The organism is Paraburkholderia sp. BR10141, assembly GCF_056155635.1.
Map to the genome: position 1 here is coordinate 158,082 of NZ_JBMIQH010000007.1, position 17,339 is coordinate 175,420.

The 17,339-nt window shown below is 69.1% G+C and carries 13 protein-coding genes; 3 read left to right on the forward strand and 10 right to left on the reverse strand.

Annotated features, from left to right (window positions below; all coding sequences use genetic code 11):
* Position 1: 1 nt before the first annotated feature.
* From ACOJB8_RS12565 to ACOJB8_RS12575, 3 genes are all read right to left on the reverse strand, one after another.
* A complete protein-coding gene (locus ACOJB8_RS12565) occupies positions 2-1,273 on the reverse strand; it encodes an EAL domain-containing protein (protein WP_475012752.1) in 1,272 nt (423 codons plus the stop codon).
* A 279-nt stretch (positions 1,274-1,552) separates the two neighbouring features.
* Positions 1,553-2,995 carry a multidrug transporter subunit MdtD gene (gene mdtD / locus ACOJB8_RS12570; RefSeq protein ID WP_069262782.1) on the reverse strand — a complete coding sequence of 481 codons (1,443 nt, stop codon included), beginning with the start codon at positions 2,993-2,995 and terminating at the stop codon, positions 1,553-1,555.
* A gap of 130 nt (positions 2,996-3,125) precedes the next feature.
* Positions 3,126-4,577, reverse strand: coding sequence for an aminotransferase-like domain-containing protein (locus ACOJB8_RS12575; protein WP_475012754.1), 1,452 nt, complete (start codon positions 4,575-4,577; stop codon positions 3,126-3,128).
* A gap of 226 nt (positions 4,578-4,803) precedes the next feature.
* On the opposite strand from ACOJB8_RS12575, the gene ACOJB8_RS12580 reads away from it, so the two are divergent.
* The gene (locus ACOJB8_RS12580; RefSeq protein ID WP_342948487.1) at positions 4,804-5,184 is read left to right on the forward strand and encodes a DUF2917 domain-containing protein; all 381 of its coding nucleotides are present in this window, start codon (positions 4,804-4,806) and stop codon (positions 5,182-5,184) included.
* A gap of 24 nt (positions 5,185-5,208) precedes the next feature.
* Here the strand turns inward: ACOJB8_RS12580 and ACOJB8_RS12585 are convergent, their stop codons facing one another.
* On the reverse strand, positions 5,209-6,459 hold the full coding sequence (locus ACOJB8_RS12585; protein ID WP_475012756.1) for a citrate synthase family protein: 1,251 nt from the start codon (positions 6,457-6,459) through the stop codon (positions 5,209-5,211).
* 144 nt (positions 6,460-6,603) lie between these two features.
* Here ACOJB8_RS12585 and ACOJB8_RS12590 point away from each other — a divergent pair, with 144 nt between their 5' ends.
* Positions 6,604-8,031: a CoA transferase gene (locus ACOJB8_RS12590; RefSeq protein ID WP_475012758.1), complete on the forward strand. Its 1,428-nt coding sequence runs from the start codon at positions 6,604-6,606 to the stop codon at positions 8,029-8,031.
* A gap of 21 nt (positions 8,032-8,052) precedes the next feature.
* On the opposite strand, the gene ACOJB8_RS12595 is transcribed toward ACOJB8_RS12590, so the two are convergent.
* Positions 8,053-8,799 (reverse strand): GntR family transcriptional regulator, encoded by a 747-nt coding sequence (locus tag ACOJB8_RS12595; protein WP_342948490.1) that lies wholly within the window; start codon positions 8,797-8,799, stop codon positions 8,053-8,055.
* 158 nt (positions 8,800-8,957) lie between these two features.
* Between ACOJB8_RS12595 and ACOJB8_RS12600 the strand changes: the two genes are divergently transcribed.
* Positions 8,958-9,803, forward strand: a complete 846-nt coding sequence (locus tag ACOJB8_RS12600; RefSeq protein WP_342948491.1) for an aldo/keto reductase — start codon at positions 8,958-8,960, stop codon at positions 9,801-9,803.
* Positions 9,804-10,040: 237 nt separating this feature from the next.
* On the opposite strand, the gene ACOJB8_RS12605 is transcribed toward ACOJB8_RS12600, so the two are convergent.
* The 5 genes from ACOJB8_RS12605 to ACOJB8_RS12625 form a co-directional block, all read right to left on the reverse strand.
* On the reverse strand, positions 10,041-10,880 hold the full coding sequence (locus ACOJB8_RS12605) for a hypothetical protein (protein ID WP_475012760.1): 840 nt from the start codon (positions 10,878-10,880) through the stop codon (positions 10,041-10,043).
* Positions 10,881-11,424: 544 nt separating this feature from the next.
* The gene (locus tag ACOJB8_RS12610) at positions 11,425-13,521 is read right to left on the reverse strand and encodes a dipeptide ABC transporter ATP-binding protein (RefSeq protein WP_475012762.1); all 2,097 of its coding nucleotides are present in this window, start codon (positions 13,519-13,521) and stop codon (positions 11,425-11,427) included.
* Positions 13,518-14,411, reverse strand: a complete 894-nt coding sequence (locus ACOJB8_RS12615; protein WP_069262773.1) for an ABC transporter permease — start codon at positions 14,409-14,411, stop codon at positions 13,518-13,520. Before ACOJB8_RS12615 ends, ACOJB8_RS12610 begins: the two co-directional genes overlap by 4 nt.
* Entirely contained in the window at positions 14,408-15,430 is a 1,023-nt protein-coding gene (locus ACOJB8_RS12620) for an ABC transporter permease (RefSeq protein WP_475012764.1), read from the reverse strand. Before ACOJB8_RS12620 ends, ACOJB8_RS12615 begins: the two co-directional genes overlap by 4 nt.
* A 32-nt stretch (positions 15,431-15,462) precedes the next feature.
* A complete protein-coding gene (locus ACOJB8_RS12625) occupies positions 15,463-17,139 on the reverse strand; it encodes an ABC transporter substrate-binding protein (protein ID WP_475012766.1) in 1,677 nt (558 codons plus the stop codon).
* Positions 17,140-17,339: the final 200 nt, after the last annotated feature.

Sequence of the window (17,339 nt, forward strand, 5' to 3'; positions counted from 1 at the left end):
GCTAGCCGCGCAACGCGGCGTCCCAGTTGATATCGACGCACAGTACCTGCACGCCGTGCTCCGTTTGCAAGGCGACCGAGGCCGTGACGCACAGGTGCGCCTCGTTGATCGACAGATAGGGCGGCGTGAACTGCACGCGGCCTGGCGCCTTCCTTGCGCCGATGAAGTAAGGCCGCCGTTCCCAGCTTGCGCCTTCAGAATGCAGCAGCGGCCGGAAGCGCTTGGCGCGCTGCGACGTGCGGCCGTCGGGCAGCACGTTGTCGCCGATCTGGCGGCCCGACGCGTCGAGCAGGAAGCAGCGCGCCGTGTCGTCGAGGCCGAGCAGCGGCAGCGTGGCGTCGCTCATGGTCGCGCCCTCGACAAGCTGCTTTGCCGCCGCTTCGATGGCGCTCACGTACGGCGCGAGACGCGCCGACTGCGAACGCTCGCGCGCGGCCACGCGCTCGCGCAGGCGCGACGAAAGATCGTCCATGAGCTGCGCGGCCTTGGCCGGCGGCACCGGCTCGACGTCGGGCCGCGCGAAATACGCGCCCTGCACGAAGTCGGCGTTGCTTTCCAGCGCGATCAGCGCGTCGCGCTCGGTCGAAAGGCCGCCTACGAGCACGAGCTGACCCGACTCGTGCAGCATCGAGACGAGCCCCGGCAGCACGCGCTCGATATGCGCGTGGCGGCTCGCCTGGGCGAGCAGGCTGCGGTCGAGCGTGACGATGTCGGGCCGCACCTGCCACACGCGGTCGATGTTCGAATGCTTCGCGCCGAAGCCATCCAGCGCGATCACGAAGCCCGCCTTGCGCAATCCGTCGATGATCTCCGCAAAGCGCGAATTCTCGCCGCCCGCCTGTTCCGACACTTCCAGCACCACGCGCTGCGGCTGCAGGCCGAGCGCCTTGAGGCCGGCGAGCAGGGCGTCGCCGTAGCTCGTGTCCATGAGCGCGGCAGGGTGCAGGCTCAGAAAGAGCCATTCGTCATGCGAATCGAACGCGTTGAAGTTGCCCAGATGCAGCGATTCCGCGAGACGCCCCAGTTCGAGCAGGTCGCCGCGGCGCGCCGCCTGCGTGAACACCTCCTGCGAGGGCGCCTGCTGGCCTTGCTCGTCGTGCGCGCGCAGCGACGCGTGATAGCCGATCGCGCGCCGGTGCGCGACCGAAAACACCGGCTGGAACACGCTGAAGACGGTGTAGCCGCCGTATAGCACGGTGCGGCGGGCGCCTTCTTCGCCGGCGATGGGGCGAGACTGGAAACCGGGGGGATCGATGTCGATCATGCTGGTCATTTCGTTTCGATGGCGCTCGGGACGGACGTGACGGGCGGGACGCGTGAGCGTCAAGTTTACAGGATAGAACAGCAAAAAGTATGCGAGTCCCAAGTCCCGTGCCCGTTGGCCCGTGCGGTGGCGCACGCGCTATTTCGGGATAGCGTGCGGGATGGTGCGTGAATTCGGCGCGAAACCAGGCGACGCACAGCCACGAGGCGCGCCGCACCTTTGCGGTGCGCGCGCCGGCGGTGAGGATGCGACCGCAACGACCCCGGGCCCGGCTTGTCAGGCGCGCTGTCAGGTCCGCTCGGACGGATCGGTCTTCTTCGCGGTGCGGCGCAGGTCCGACGAGAGCTGCGCGAAGATCCACGACGAGCCCGCCGTAATGATGCCCACGCAAATGAAGGTGGCGTGGAACGCCGGAATCACGTTCTCGCCCGTCTTGTGGCCCATGATGCCCGTGAAGGTGGTGAGCAGCGCGCCCGCGACGGTCACGCCGAGGCTCATCGAGAGCATTTGCACGAGCGAGAAAAGGCTGTTGCCGCTGCTCGCGCCGCCCGTGCCGAGGTCCTTGAGCGTGAGCGTGTTCATCGCCGTGAACTGCATCGAGTTCACGGCGCCGAAGATCGCCAGTTGCGCGATGCGCATCCACAGCGGCTCGTGGGGCGTGGAAAGCGCGAAGCTCGCCATCATGAGCCCCACGAGCACCGTGTTCGAGACCAGCACGCTGCGGTAGCCGTAGCGCATGATGAGATACGTCACGAGGCGCTTGGAGAACATGCCCGCGGCGGCCGTGGGCAGCATCATGAGGCCGGCCTCGAACGCCGTGTAGCCGAGCGCCACCTGAAGCAGCAGCGGAATCAGATACGGCATCGCGCCGCTGCCGATGCGCGCGAACAGGTTGCCGAGCAGCCCCACGCTGAAGGTGTGGATCTTGAAAAGGTCGAGCGAAAAGATCGGCTGTGGCGTGCGCACCGCGTGCAGACCGTAGGCCACGAACGCGGCGAGCGAAAGGATGAAGAGCACGAGCACGGTGGCGTGCTGGATGCCGAATTCGCTGCGCCCGTCGAGCGCGAACGAAATCGCGAGCATGCCGATCACGAGCAGCAGGTAGCCCGGCAGGTCGAAGCGCGGCGTGTCGGGGTTGCGGCTGTCGGGCATGAAGATGAAGGTGGCGATGCAGCCCACCACGCCCACCGGCACGTTGATGAGGAAGATCCAGTGCCACGAGGCGATCTGCACGAGCCAGCCGCCGAGCGTCGGGCCGATGAGCGGGCCGATCAGCCCCGGAATCGCCACGAACGAGAGTGCGGGCAGATAGCGTTCCGCGGGAAACGTGCGCAGCACGGCAAGACGGCCGACCGGCAGCAGCATGGCGCCGCCCACACCTTGCGCGACGCGCGAGGCCACGAGCTGGTTCAGTGTATGGGCGCTCGCGCACAGGAGCGAGCCGACCGTGAACACGAAGATCGCGCCGAGGAACACGCGCCGCGTGCCGAGCTTGTCCGCGAGCCAGCCCGATACGGGAATCATCACCGCCATCGTGAGCGAATACGCGATCACCACTGATTGCATGCGCAACGGTAGTTCGCCGAGGCTCCTCGCCATCGCCGGCAACGCCGTGTTGACGATGGTCGAATCGAGGGTCTGCATGAAGAAGCCGGTGGCGACGAGCCACAGCATCACGGACAGCGAGCGGGGCGACGCAGTGGTGCTGGACGCAGCGGTGGATTCGGACATGGGCGAGGAGAGGGGCGCGCAGGCAAGCGCCATTGTAGGGAAAACGGCGCGCGCACGCAGACGGCCGGGCCGGCTGCCGCAAATGTGGCGTAAGCGGCCGAGGCGCCGGGGCGTGCGGCGCCTCGCGCGTTTATGCGTCGAGGCGCGCCGCCGCCGCGAAGAAAGCCTGGGCGCGCGGGTCGAGCGTGAGCGCCACGTTGATGCGAATCCACGGGCTCGCCTCGCCTTGCGGGCGGAAGTGGCTGCCCGGCGAGACCGCCACGCCGAGCGGCTCCCCGCAGGCAGCGAGGCGGGTGGAATCCTCCACGTGCGGCACGCGCGCCCAGACGAACTTGCCGCCCGTTTGCGCATAGCCGCGCGCCACGCTCGCCGCGGCGGCCGACGCCGCCGCGCTGCCGAACAGCTCCCACCCATGCGCTTCGAGCGTGCGCGTGGCCGATCCTTGCGCCTCGGCGATGCGCCGGCGCAGTCGTTCGAGGTATTTGCGATACGCGCCGCGCTCGAGCAGCGTGGCGGCCACGGCCTGCGAGAAGCGCGAGCCGCTGATGCTGGTGAGCGCCTTGATGGCCGCGAGATCGCGCACGATCGCCGGGTTGGCGACCACGTAGCCCACGCGCAGCGCCGAGGAGAGCGTCTTCGAAAGTCCGCCCACGTACACGACGTGCTCGAACTGGTCCAGCGCCGCGAGCCGGTCGGTGGGATCGGCCTGAAAGTCGGCGTAGATGTCGTCCTCGACGATCGTGAAGCGGTGCTCGCGCGCAAGCTGCAGCAGGCGGAACGCGACAGGCGGCGAGATCGTCGAGCCGGTCGGGTTGTGGAACACCGTGTTGACGAAGAACGCGCGCGGATGGTGCTCGGCGAGCATCGCGTGCAAATGGTCGAGGTCGGGTCCGCTCGCCGTGCGGCGGATGCCCACGAGGCGCACCCCGTGCAGTTTCAGCAGACCGTACAGGTTGTAGTAGCCTGGGTCCTCGACGAATACCGTGTCGCCGGGCTTGAGCATGTAGCGCATGAGCAGGTCGAGGCCTTCGCTCGCGCCTTCGGTAATGAGGATCTGCTGCGTCTCGGCGACGATGCCAAGCGGCGCGAGCCGGTTGCGCAGATGCTCGCGCAGCGTGGCGTCGCCCGTTGGCGTGCCGTAGTCGACGAGGCTCGCGGGGTCGCTGCGCGACACATGGCGGATCGCCTGGCCGAGCGCGTCGATGTCGCGCCACGCCTGCGGGATCGAGCCGCTGTCGAGCTGCAGCAGCTCGCCCTCGCGTTCGAGCTGGCTGAGCAGGTGACCCGATTCGTCGGCGGCGTTCGAGAGGTCGCAGGTGCCCATGCCGGAGAGTCCCGAGCGCGCGTGCTCGCTCACGTAAAAACCCGAGCCGTGGCGCGAGTCGAGATAGCCGAGCGAGACGAGCCGGTCATAGGCCTCGATCACGGGAAAGCGGCTGATGGCGTAATCCGCGGCGAACTGGCGGATCGACGGCAGGCGCGAGCCCGGGTGCGCCGCGCGCGAGCGGATCCACGTCTGCACGCCGGTGACGATCTGGTCGGTGAGCGGCACATCGCTCGCGCGGTCGAGTTCGAGTTTCATCTGGGTCTCGCTGGGTAGGCCGCTTGAGGCTGCGGTTTGAAACGGCAGTGACTGTTCGGTTTTTTGGCTGCACAGTTCCAGATGAACTGTTCGGAACTGTACATGGGATCGCGCGTCGCTGATCGCAATAATGCTCCTACCGGGGAGGCGCTTCAAGTCCTTGTCAGCCAGCCTTCCCACGGCCGTCCGAGGGTGACTCGGCGGCCAGTCTGCAAGGAGCACGGCAATGCGCGAAATCCGAATCTTCGAACTGGAACATGGCGAGCCCGTCGAAACCTGGCGGCTCGGCGAGGCAATTCAATTGCATGTGAGCGAGGGCGAACTGTGGCTCACGATCGCGGGCGACGCCGGCGACTACTGGCTGCGCGCCGGCGAGTCGATCGGACTGGCCGCGGGCGTGCGCGTGCACGTGAGCGCGGGCCGCGAAGGGGCGCGTTTCGTGCTCGCGCTGGGCGGCGCAAGCGCCGCTGCGCCGGCGTGGACGGTGGCGCCGGTCGACATGGAACGCGTGCGCGCGGCGGGTGCGAGCGGTGTCGCGGCGCGCATCGGCGAGGCGTTGCGCGGCTGGGTGCAGCGCGGGCAGTGGGGCGTCCGGGCGGCGGGTTGAGCCGGGTTGGCGTCGTTGCTCGTCCTACGCGATGTGCCGGGCGGCAGGCGTCGTATCGCCTGCCATTTCCCCCACGTAGCGCGCGCGCGGACGGATCAGCCTGCCGTCGGCGGTCTGTTCGAGCGCATGCGCGATCCAGCCCGTCACGCGGCCCGCGGCGAACAGCGTGAACGCCGCGCCGCGCGGCAGCCCCAGCACGCGCTCGATGGCCGCGAGCGCGTAGTCGAGCGTCGGCCGCGCGCCGCTCGTCTCGGCCACGGCCTGGGCGAGCGCGTCGACTTCGTCCATCGGCGAGCGCGCCGGCGCGCGTTGGGCGAGCAGGTCCAGCAGGAGGCGCGCGCGCGGGTCGCCATCGGGATAGAGCGGATGGCCGAAGCCGGACAGCGGCACGGCTGCGCCGAGTTCGTCGGGCGCGAGACGGTCGGCAAGATAGCGATGCAGGTCGTCGGCGCGCGCGGCTTCGTCGAACAGCGCGGCCACGCGCGTGGTCTCGCCGCCGTGGCGCGGCCCGGCCAGCGCGGCCAGGCCGCCAGTTGCCGCGCCGAACAGATGCGTGCCGGTGGAGGTGATGCAGCGCACCGTGAAAGTCGAAGCGTTCAGCTCGTGGTCCGCGCACAGCACGAGTGCGGCGCGCAGCAGGTCGGTTTGCGCGCGCGAGCGCACGCCCCACGCCTCGCCTAGCTGGCGGTGCAGCGGCTCGTTCGACGGCGCGGTGGAAACGAGCGCCGCCGCGAGCAGGCGCATGAGCATCGCAGCGGTGTCGATTTGCGCGTCGCGGCCTTGCGCCCAGATGCGCGGCATCTGCGCGGCGGCGGCGGGCAACAGCACGAGCGCGCGTTCGAGCGGTGTGTGTCCGCTCCAGATCTTCAGCCATGCGGACCATTGCGCGGCCGCGATGGGCGCCTCGGGCGCCTGCAGCACGCGGCGCGGCGCGCATTGCCACAGCAGCGCCGCGACCTCTTCGAGCGAGGCCTGACGCGCGAGCGCGATGGCGTCCTCGCCGCGATAAAAGAGCTTGCCGTCGGCGATCAACGTGATCGACGATTCGAGCACGGGCACGCCCCAGTCGAGCACCTTTTGCGCGACCTTGCCCGCGCGCTTGCCATCGGCCTTGCGGCGCGCGAGGCGGCGCACCTCGGCGGCGTCGTAGCGGTTGTGGCGGCCATGGGGCGAGGGTGCCGAGGCGATGAGTCCGCGGCTCACATAGGCGTAGAGCGTGGCCCGGCTGATGCCGAGTTCGGCGGCGGCTTGTTCCGCGGTCATATAGCTGGACATGGTGGCTCGCCTCCTGGAACCGGAGAAATCAATCTATGTTGATCATCATAATCAAGATTGATCCGGGATTCGAGCGGCGCGACGATGCGTGACATCACTTTGGCTCATTTTCTCCTCGCTTCCCTCGCAAAAGGACTGGGCGCCATGACGCCACGCGACGCGCTCGAACACCTCTGGATGCTGGCAGCCTGCGACCCGTCCGCGCTCGACTGGCTCGACATGGAAGGCGTCGATCCCGGCTTGCCGTCGATTTTTCGCGTGGGCACGCTCGCGGCGGCGAGCATCGGCGCGGCGGGGCTCGCGGCCGCGCAACTGCACGCGCTGCGCACGGGCCGGATGCAGCGCGTCGCGATCGAGGTGCGCCGCGCGCTCGCCGCGTTTCGCAGCGAGCGCTATTTGAGTGTGGACGGCAAGCCGCCCACGGAGCTGCGTCATCCGGTGACGGGCCATTTCCCGACCGGCGACGGCCGCTGGATTCAGCTGCACGCGAACTTCCCGCATCACCTCGCGGGCATCCTGCGCGTGCTCCAATGCGCGGACGACCGCGACGCCGTCGCGCGCGCGATTCTTGGCTGGGAAGGCGCGGCGCTCGACGAAGCGCTCGCGCAAGCGGGCCTGTGCGCCGCGCTCGTGCGCGCACCGCGCGAATGGGCCGCGCACGAGCAGGCGAAGGCGGTGGCGAGCCTGCCGCTCTTCGAGATCGAGCGCATCGGCGACGCGCCCGCCGAGGCGCTGCGAGCGGGTGGCGGCGCGCGTCCGCTGGAAGGCGTACGCGTGCTCGACCTCACGCGCATCATCGCGGGGCCGGTGGCGGGGCGCACGCTCGGTCAACACGGCGCGGACGTGCTGCTCATCAACGGCCCGCATCTGCCGAACATCGCGCCGCTCGTGATCGACAACGGCCGCAGCAAGCGCTCGGCCACGCTCGACCTGCGTGACGCAGCCGCGTGCGAGCAGTTACGCGCACTCGCGCGCGACGCCGATGTGTTCGTGCAAGGGTACCGGCCAGGCGCGCTCGCCGCGCACGGCTTCGCGCCCGAAGCGCTCGCGCAGGTGCGGCCCGGCATCGTGTGCGTGTCGATCGGCGCGTATGGGCATCGCGGGCCGTGGCGCGAGCGGCGCGGCTTCGACAGCCTCGTGCAGTCGGCGAGCGGCATCGTGTGGGCCGAGAGCGTCGCCGCGGCAAAACACGGCAACGGCGCAGCCGGCGCGCAGCCGTTCACCGCGGCCCGCCCGTTGCCGTGCCAGGCGCTCGATCACGCCACGGGCTATCTCGCCGCGTTCGGCGCGATGGTGGCGCTCGCCCGGCGCATGCGCGAAGGCGGCAGCTGGCACGTGCGCCTTTCGCTCGCGCAAACGGGCCGCTGGCTGCAGACGATGGGCACGCTCGAAGACGGCCAGCAGGCGCCCGAGGTGGGCGCCGCCGATCTCGCCGATTGCCTGGAGGAAATGGACTCGCCGTTCGGGCGCGTGCGCGCGGTGGCGCCCGCCGAGCGGCTTGAACTTACACCTGCGTTTCATGCGCGGCCGCCGGTGCCGATCGGCAGCGATGCGCCGGCATGGAACGACTAGACGCCACCGCGTTTTCGCGCGCTACTTGCGCAGTTCCGCGACGAAATCGTAATAATCGTTGCGGCAGTAGGTATCGGTGAGTTCGATGGCGCGCTGATCGGACGTATAGCCCACGCGCGTGATGAGCAGCAGCGCCTCGTTGGGCGCGATGCTCATCTGCCGCGCGATTTCGTCGCTCGCGTTCACGGCGCGAAAGTGTTGCAGCGCGCGCACGATCGAAAGCCCGCGCTGTTCGAGAAAGCTATAGAGCGAATCGCCGATCGCGTTCGGGTCGGGAATCAGCGCGGCGGGAAAGGTGGAGTTTTCGACGGCCATGACGATGCCGTCGGCCAGACGCAGGCGCTTCAGGCGCGTGACGGCCGCCGCCGGCGAGAGCCCGAGCTGGATCACTTCATCGCGGCTCGCGGGCTGGATTTCGCGCGAGAGCCAGCGCGAGCTCGGCGTGAAGCCGCGCTGGCGCAGCATCTCGCTGAAGCTCGTGAGGCGCGAGAGCGGGTCTTCGATGCGCGGCGTGATGAAGCTGCCCGCGCCTTGCGTGCGGCGAATCAGGCCCTGCTCGACGAGCAGCGCGATCGCCTTGCGCGCCGTGATGCGCGAAACGCCGAGCGACTCCGCGAGTACGCGTTCCGAGGGCAGGGCTTCGCCCGCATTCCAGCGATTGTCGTGGATCGCGAGGCTCAGCTTGCGCGCGAGCTGCAGATAGAGCGGCGTGTCGTTGTCCGGGTCCGGGCGCAGGTCGCGCCAGCGGTCTTCCGTGGGTGCGTTCATGGGAGGCAGGCATGAAAGGCGAACGGCAATTTTATGTCATCGATGCGCAATCGCGGAAATGAACGGCTTGCGAGAGTGCGTATGACCGCATTGCGCGCGAGGCGATACACTGGCCGTTCTTTGCCAGTGGGCGCCGTTGCAGCGCGCAAAGGGAGATCATGACGACCGATATCGCAAGCGTCGCATTGCCGGACGGCGAACGCATTCCGAAGCTGGGGCAGGGCACGTGGGAAATGGGCGAGCGCAGCGCGCATCGCGCGGCGGAAATCGCCGCGCTGCGCGAAGGCGTGGCGCTCGGCATGACGCTCATCGACACCGCCGAGATGTACGGCGACGGCGCGACCGAGCGCCTCGTCGGCGAGGCTTTGCAGGGCCTGCGCGATGAGGTGTTTCTCGTGAGCAAGGTGTATCCGCACAACGCGAGCCGCAGCGGCGTCGCGCGCGCGTGCGAGGCGAGCCTGAAACGTCTCGGCACCGACCGGCTCGATCTCTATCTGCTGCACTGGCGCGGCGGGGTGCCGCTCGAAGAGACGGTCGAAGGGTTCGAAGCGCTCGTGCGCGCGGGCAAGATCTGTCACTGGGGCGTGAGCAACTTCGACACCGACGACATGGAGGAGCTGTTCGCCACACCCGGCGGCGACGCGTGCGCGACCAACCAGATTCTCTACAACATCGCGCGGCGCGGCGCGGAATTCGACCTGCTGCCGTGGAGCGCCGCGCATCGTATGCCGGTGATGGCGTATAGCCCCGTCGATCACGCGCGCTTGCCGAGGCGCTCGCCGCTCGACGATATCGCTCACGCACACGGGGTGTCGGTCTATCGCGTGGCGATGGCGTGGGTGCTGGGTCAAAGCGGGGTCTGTGCGATTCCGAAGGCGGGGCGCGTCGAGCACGTGCGCGACAACCGCGCGGCGCTCGATCTCGTACTCGGTACCGAAGAGCACGCGGCGCTCGACGCGTATTTCAAGCCGCCGCGCAGCAAGCGTCCGCTCGAGATGCTGTAGGGCGCGAGTGGGGTAGGCGTTTGCATGCGCGGTCATACCAGGCATCGGCGTATGGCGAGCAGACAGCCGGTGTGGCCGCCCGGGAACGCCACGCGCATCGCGCATCCGGCTACCGGCCCACGGCGGCGGTGCCCGGCCGGGGGACCGGGACGCCGCCGCCGACGCCAGGACTGGCGCGCCTGGCCGTCGCGCCAGATCGGAGTGGCTGCGGCGGTCTGCCTGCACCGCCGTACAGGTTCAATGACCGCTGCCATGGCCGCCACCGTGTCCGCCGCCGTACCCGCCGCCCGGGCCGCCCGACGGTCCACCTTTGCCGAATCCACCTCCGAAGCCACCGCCGAATCCGCCGAAACCCCCGCCAAAGCCGCCGCCGAATCCGCCTGCTGGGCCGCTAGCCGATCCGCCGTGGCTGCCGCAGCCACAGCCGCCTGAACTGCCGCTGCTGTTGCTACCGCCGCTGCTTCCGCCACCGTTGTTGCCACCGCCGTTATTACCGCCGCCGCTGTTACTGCTACCGCTGTTGCTACCGCCGTTGCTTCCCCCGCCGCCTTTCCCACTGCCGCCTTTCCCGCCGCCGGAGTTGCTGGAACCGCCTCCCGAACCGCTCGGTCCCGTCCCTCCCACGCTAGAGCTGCCGCTGCGGCCAAGCCCTCCCGTGCTGGCCGTCGCGGCGCCCGCACCGCCGCCGCTGCCGCCGTTGCTGCCGCTCGATGAACCCGGGCCGCCACGGCCGCCGCCGTTGCCCCGGAAACATGCGCTGCCCGTCCGGCTAATGCAATCGTTCGGCGCGAATACCGTGGAAACGTCGCTCGCCAGCGCAGCCGAATCGGACTCCGAATCAGTTTTCGACGAAATGCTGGCAGCAGCCGAATCGGCAGCAACCGGTGCGCCGAAAGCCCCGAAGCCCTCGGCCCCGCTCGCCGGCAAAGGTGCATCGGCGAGCAGGATCACGGGATTGATGGCATCGCCTGCAGCGTGCGCAGAGATCACGGCAAATAAAACCCCCGCGCCCACCGCGCACATGCCAGCTCCCCGGCTTATCCAATCGCAGTACTGATGAATGTTGATCTTTTTCATCTTGTTCTCCCCGCAAGGCGGCAGCGTGATGCGCTGTCGTCTCCCAAGCCCCCCGTGCAGGCCGCACGCCTCGTGCGCGTGCGCCGACTCCGTCAGGCTCGCAACCCGCTTCGCGCCGGCGTATTGGGTTCGATCCGGCTGGAGCGGTACTCGCCAAACAAAAGGCACCCGGTCAGGCCGTGCGCAGGATGACCGGTTTGCGCAGGACTGCTTGTGGATTGTCGGGACCCATTGGCGTGGGACGGCAGATTACAAGCGCGTCGAGTAGCCGGTCATCCGTCCGCCCGGTGCGACGCCCCGCGCGTGTCGGGGCGGATTGCACTGGATTGCAGCGGCCGGATGCCTGGTGCCGATATAGCCAGTTTTGTGCCATCGGCCGGGGAGAGGCGTGTGGGGTGGACTTGACAATTGATGTGTCGCCCGCGTGGCAGAAAAAACGCGGAAAACGTTACGGCGATGAAACGCGCGCGCTGAATGGCGCGAATCGCGTTGCGAAAGCGGACAGCGCAACGAAGCCGGATGCGATATGCGCACTATCGCGCCGTCAGGTCGCCGCTTGTGTGGCCGCGGTGGCGCTCTGTTGCGCGCGCAATTCGTCTACGGGAATGTGGCAGAGAATGCGATGGCCGCCGCCCGCGTCGGCGAGCGGTGGAGGCGCTTCGTCGCAAATGGCGCCGAGCTTGCGCGGGCAGTGCGCGCTGAAAATGCAGCCGCGCCCCGCGGCGTTCGCGCCGTTGGCCGTTGCCGCACCGAGCGCGCGCGCAGCCAGCAGCGTTTCTGTATACGGATGCCACGGGCCGTCGAAGACTGCGCCGGCCGGGCCGCTTTCCACGACACGGCCCGCATAGAGCACGACGATGCGATCGGCGAGATAGCGCACGACATCCAGGTCGTGCGAAATGAACAGGTAGCTCACGCCGCGTTCGCGCTGCAGGCGTGCGAGCAGGTTGAGAATCGCGGCCTGCACGGAGACGTCGAGCGCCGAGGTGGGCTCGTCGCAGATCACGATGCGCGGCTCGCCCGCGAACGCCTGGGCAATCGCCACACGCTGCTTGAGCCCGCCCGAGAGTTGCCGCGCGCGTGCCACGAGATAGCGTGCCGGTACGCGTACGGCCTCGAGCAGTCCCGCGATGCGCGATTCGTCTGAGGCCTGGTGAACTGCCGGCGTGTCGTCGCGCGGCCGGGACAGCGCGCGCTCGATCAGCCGTTTCACGGGCAGCGCGCGATTGAGCGAGGCGTCCGGATGCTGGAACACGACGCGCAGCGCCGCGCGCTCGTCGGCGCGACGCCGCGCGACGTGGGCGTGCAGGCGCTTGCCGTCGAGTTCGACGGCGCCGCCCGCGTCGGGCGCATGCAGGCCGAGCAGCATGCGCGCGAGCGTCGTCTTGCCGCTGCCCGATTCGCCCACGACGCCGAGCGTCTCGCCCGCATGCAGCTCGATCGATACGCCGTCGAGTGCGCGCACGGCTTGCGCGCCGTGTCCGAAGGTGCGCGAGACGTCGAGCGCGCGCAATACGACGCGCGGTTCGTCTTCGCCATTCGACGGACCACCGCTCGAAGTCTGCGAACCGTCGCCGCCTCCGATTAGATTCCCGAACGGCAAGTCGATCGCGCGTTCGTGATAGTGGCAGCGCGACATCTGCTCGCCGTGCGGCGAGGCCATGCGATGCGGCGGCGGCGCTTCCACGCGGCAACGCGCGTCGGCGAGGCGACAGCGCGGTGCGTAGATGCAGCCGGGCGCACTCACGCCAGGCGCCGGCAACTCGCCCGGTATCGTGTCGAGCGCGCCCGCATGCTTGTTGCGGCCCTGCGCCGGCAGGCAGCGCAGCAGGCCGACCGTGTACGGATGCCGCGCGCGCTCGAACACGTCGCGCGTGGCGCCTTCCTCGACGAGCCGCCCCGCGTAGAGCACGCCCACGCGTTCGCACATGCGCCCGATCACCGCGAGGTCGTGGCTGATGAGCAGCACCGCCATGCCCAGTTCCGCACGCAGCTTCGCGATGAGGTCGAGCACCTCGGCCTCGACGGTGGCGTCGAGGCCCGTGGTCGGTTCGTCGAGGATCAGGAGCGTGGGGTTCGACGCGAGCGCCATCGCGATCACCACGCGCTGCTGCATGCCGCCCGAGAGCTGATGCGGATAGCTCGCCAGCACGCGGCCCGGATCGGCAATGCGCACACGTTCGAGCATCGCGTGCGAGCGCGAGCGGGCCACGCTCGCGTCGGCGCCCGCGGCTTCGAACGCTTCGTTCAGCTGGCGGGCAATCGTGAGCGTGGGATTGAGTGCGCTGGCGGGGTCCTGATAGACCATCGAAACGGCGTTGGCGCGCAGCGCGCGCAGGCCGTCGGCGTCGAGCGCGAGCACGTCGTCGCCCGCGATCGCGATGCGCCCGGCCTTCACGCGGCCGTTGCGCGGGAGATAGCGCAGCGCGGCGAGCGCGACCGTCGACTTGCCGCAGCCCGACTCGCCGACGAGCCCATACGCTTCGCCGCGCCGGATGCGCAGCGAGACGTCGGTGAGCACGTCGCGGTCGCGCCCGCGCACGCGGTAAGCGACGGTGAGGCCGACGAGCGCGAGCGCGTCGTCGTCGCGCGGCGCACTGAAGGTGGCGAGAGCGGGGCGTAAAGAAGCGGGGCGGTTCACGATTGGAGCACCTCGCGCAGGCTGTCGGCGATCAGGTTCACGGCCACCACGAGCGAGGCGATGGCGAGCGCGTCGAACGCCACGGTCCACCATGCGCCGCCCGCGAGCAGCGTGTACGACTCGGCGAGCGCGAGCCCCCAGTCGGCGGATGGCGGCTGGATGCCGAAGCCGAGGAACGAGAGCGTCGCCACCGCGAAGATCGCATAGCCGAGGCGTACCGTCGCCTCGACGACGATGGGCGGCCAGACGTTGGGCAGAATCTCCGTGAACATCACGGCGAACGCGCTCGCGCCGCGCAGGCGAGCCGCCGCCACGTAGTCGAGATGGCGCTCGGCGAGCACCGCCGCGCGCACCGTGCGCGCGATGAGCGGCGCAAACGTGATGCCGATCACGAGCACCACGGCGAGATTCGAGGCGCCCACGGCCGCGAGCACGAGCAGCGCGACGATCACGAGCGGCAGCGCGAGCACGGCATCGAGCGTGCGCGCGACGAGCGTGCCGACTGCGCCTTCGAAATAGCCCGTGATCAGCCCGAGCGCCGCGCCCGCGAGCGTGCCGACGAGCGTGGCGAGCGGCGCGATCGTTAGGATGTCGCGCGCGCCCACGATCACGCGCGAGCAGATCTCGCGGCCGAGCTGGTCGGTGCCGCACCAGTGCGTATGGTCCGGCGGCAGGAGCGAGCTGAGCGGATCGGACGCGTAGGCGTCGTGCGGCGCGAACCACGGGCCCGCGAGTGCGCAGACGATCCACCATAAGAGGATCAGCGCACCCGCGACGAACGAGGGCGAGCGCAGCAGCAGATGCAGCGTGTCGCGCAGACGCGTGTCGGCGAGCGCTTCTTCGCCCGGTTCGCCGCCCGGGAGAATTGCTTCGGATGCCGTATCGTTCATGTGCCTCCCGGCGCGCGCAGGCGCGGGTCGAGCAATGCGTGCAGGGCGTCGGCGGCGAGATTGGCGAGTGTATAGACCGCGCCCACCGCAAGCACGCCCGCTTCGAGCAACGGGAAGTCCTTGGCCTTCGCGGCGTTGAAGATGAGGGAGCCTACGCCAGGATAGCGGAACAGCGATTCGACCACAACGAGCCCGCCAATCAGATAGCCGAGCTGCGTGGCCGCCACCGTCACGCTGGGCAGCAGCGCATTGCGCAGCACGTGCCGCACGATCACGACGTGGCTCGGCAGCCCCTTGAGAATCGCGGTGCGCGTGTAGTCGGCATCGAGCGCCGTGATCGTGCCCGCACGCGCGATGCGTGCGAGATAGCCGAAGAACACGAGCACGAGCGGCAGCACGGGCAGCACGAGGTGCCGCAATTGTTCGAGCGCGCCCGCGCCGCTGGGCGCGGTGGCCTCGATAGGCAGCCAGCGCAGCCACACGCCGAAGATGAGGATCAGCACGATCGACGAGACGAATTCCGGCACTGCGCTCGCGCACAGGCCGCCCGTGCTGATCGCGCGGTCGATCAGGCGGCCTTCGTGGAGCGCCGCCCATACGCCGCCCGCAATGCCGAGCGGCACCACCACGACGAATGCGAGCAGGCCGAGCCTGGCCGACTGCAGGAGCGCGTCCCCCACGAACGGCGCGACGGGCTGCTTGTAGCTCCACGACATGCCGAAGTCGCCGCGCAGCGCATGCGTGATCCACGAAACGTACTGGTCGAGCACCGGCCGGTCCGCGCCCAGTTCGTGATTGAGGGCGGCCACGGCGCGCGCGTCGGCGAGCGGGCCCAGCACCGCGCGGCCGATATCGCCGGGCAGCAGCTGGCCGCCCGCGAACACGAGTACCGAGAGCAGCCAGAGCGTGAAGATCGCCCAGGCGGCGCGCCGGCCGAGAAAGCGCGCGACGCCCGCGCGTGGGGCGAATGCGCGCGCGGTGCGGGCCGGATTCGATATGGGCGGGAGCGGAGTAGCCATCGGACCTCCGTTTCGGGTGCGCTTGGGCCGGTTCAGGCGGCGAGCGTCGCGCGGTCGAAATAGAGCTGGGCGAGCGCCGTGAAGCGCACACCCGAAAGCACGGCGCGCTGTGCGATCAACTGGTCGTAGAAGTACGGGATGATCACGGGCGTCTCGTCGAGCAGCAGCGTCTGAATCTGCCTCGCCACCTGCTTCTGGGCCGCTACGTCGAGCGTCGCCGCGAACTGCGCGACCAGCTTGTCGTACTGCGCATTGCGAAAGTGCGCAGCATTCCACGTGCCGCCCGAGGTGAGTGGCGCGTTGAGAAACACGTTCGGCACGCCGCGGTGCCCATAGTCGGTAATGCCGAGCGGCGAGTCGACCCAGTCCGATTTGCCGAACGTGCCCGCGCCGTAGTACTGCGACTGGCTTTCCACCTTGAGCGCGATGCGGATGCCGACCGCCTTCGCCGCGTTCTGCACGACCACGGCGAGGTCCGATATCTCCATGTACTTCTCGGTGGTGAGCGTCACGTCGAAGCCGTTGGGCACGCCCGCCTGCGCGAGCAACTGGCGTGCCTTCGCGACGTCGATCTTGCGCTGGGGCACGTCGGTCGCCGTGGACGGGAAGATGGGCGCGAACGGGCTGTCGTTGCCCACCACGGCGCGGCCCTTGAACAGCCCGCGCACGAGCACGTCGCGATCGAGCGCAAGCGCGAGCGCCTGGCGTACGCGCTTGTCCTTGAACGTGGGCGAGTCGTTGCGCATGTGGATCTGGCGATGCGCGCTCGAGCGCACGCCGATCACCTTGAAGTCGGGATTGTTCAGGATGCCGATGCCGCCCTGCACGGTGAAGGTGCCCATCACGTCGGCCTGGTGGCCTTGCAGCGCGAGCAACTGCGCCTGCTCGTCGGCGTAGAAGGCGAACTCCACGCGCGCGGGCAGCGCCTTGTCGCCCCAATAGTCGGGATTGCGCACGAAGCTCACGCCGCGCCGCGCTTCGAATTTGTCGAGCTTGAACGGCCCGGTGCCGATAAAGCTCTTTTCGTAATTGCCCGCATAGTTGGCGGGCAGCATCACGGCGTTGTAGTTGTCCGAAGAAACGTAGTAGGCGAAGTTGCCGTTGGGCGCGTCGAGGTGGAACTCGACCGTGTGATCGTCGACGGCCTTCGTGCCGCCTTTCGAGAGCACGCCCTTGAGCACCGAGAGCGCCGCCGAGCCGCTTGCGGGGTCGGCGAGGCGATCGAAGGTCGCCACCACGTCCTTCGCGCCGAACGGCTGGCCGTCGTGGAATTTCACGTTGGGGCGCAGCTTGAACGTCCAGACGTCTGCTTTGGCGTTGGCTTGCCAGGAGAGCGCGAGGGCGGGTTGCAAATGGCCTTGCGCGTCGTCGTTGGCGAGGAATTCGCCGGTCTGGTTCAGGAGACACAGCGCGCCCGCATCGGTCACGGTGAGCGGATCGACCGCGCCCGCGGGCATCAGGTGCGCCACGCGGATGGTCTGCTCGCCGGGCTTCGCCGTGCCTTGGGCGTGCGAGCTGCGCGGCACGGCGAAGCCCGCAAACGCGGGTAGTGCCGTGAGGCCTACTGCGCTGGCATAGCGCAGCAGCTCGCGGCGCGTGAGGCGGCCGGCGGCGAATTCGTCGAGTGCGTGGTTGCCGTGATCGCCGGCCTGGGGGCGCAGCGCTTCGAGGCTGGGGAGGAGCGGACGGCGGGACTGCGGTCGTTTCATCGGTGCGGGTTTCCGTGCGTTTTCCGTTCAGGGGACGCGCGAGGCCCGAGGGCTTGCGCGACGGCGGCATGCGGTACGGCAGACGACGAATGGGTGCAGCAAGGTGAAACGATTGACGGGGCTATCGGCGTCAATAGCAGGGTCTAGTTTACGCGCTTTCGGCAAACGAGGCGAAGGGTAGGGTTTCGCGGGGTTGCGCG

What these genes read in the sequence shown, in the direction of transcription:
- ACOJB8_RS12565 (WP_475012752.1), bottom strand. Translation starts at nt 1,273, where the DNA reads ATGACCAGCATGATCGACATCGATCCCCCCGGTTTCCAGTCTCGCCCC.
- ACOJB8_RS12620 (WP_475012764.1), bottom strand. Translation starts at nt 15,430, where the DNA reads ATGGCTACTCCGCTCCCGCCCATATCGAATCCGGCCCGCACCGCGCGC.
- ACOJB8_RS12615 (WP_069262773.1), bottom strand. Translation starts at nt 14,411, where the DNA reads ATGAACGATACGGCATCCGAAGCAATTCTCCCGGGCGGCGAACCGGGC.
- ACOJB8_RS12580 (WP_342948487.1), top strand. Translation starts at nt 4,804, where the DNA reads ATGCGCGAAATCCGAATCTTCGAACTGGAACATGGCGAGCCCGTCGAA.
- ACOJB8_RS12605 (WP_475012760.1), bottom strand. Translation starts at nt 10,880, where the DNA reads ATGAAAAAGATCAACATTCATCAGTACTGCGATTGGATAAGCCGGGGA.
- ACOJB8_RS12600 (WP_342948491.1), top strand. Translation starts at nt 8,958, where the DNA reads ATGACGACCGATATCGCAAGCGTCGCATTGCCGGACGGCGAACGCATT.
- mdtD (WP_069262782.1), bottom strand. Translation starts at nt 2,995, where the DNA reads ATGTCCGAATCCACCGCTGCGTCCAGCACCACTGCGTCGCCCCGCTCG.
- ACOJB8_RS12625 (WP_475012766.1), bottom strand. Translation starts at nt 17,139, where the DNA reads ATGAAACGACCGCAGTCCCGCCGTCCGCTCCTCCCCAGCCTCGAAGCG.
- ACOJB8_RS12575 (WP_475012754.1), bottom strand. Translation starts at nt 4,577, where the DNA reads ATGAAACTCGAACTCGACCGCGCGAGCGATGTGCCGCTCACCGACCAG.
- ACOJB8_RS12595 (WP_342948490.1), bottom strand. Translation starts at nt 8,799, where the DNA reads ATGAACGCACCCACGGAAGACCGCTGGCGCGACCTGCGCCCGGACCCG.
- ACOJB8_RS12590 (WP_475012758.1), top strand. Translation starts at nt 6,604, where the DNA reads ATGACGCCACGCGACGCGCTCGAACACCTCTGGATGCTGGCAGCCTGC.
- ACOJB8_RS12585 (WP_475012756.1), bottom strand. Translation starts at nt 6,459, where the DNA reads ATGTCCAGCTATATGACCGCGGAACAAGCCGCCGCCGAACTCGGCATC.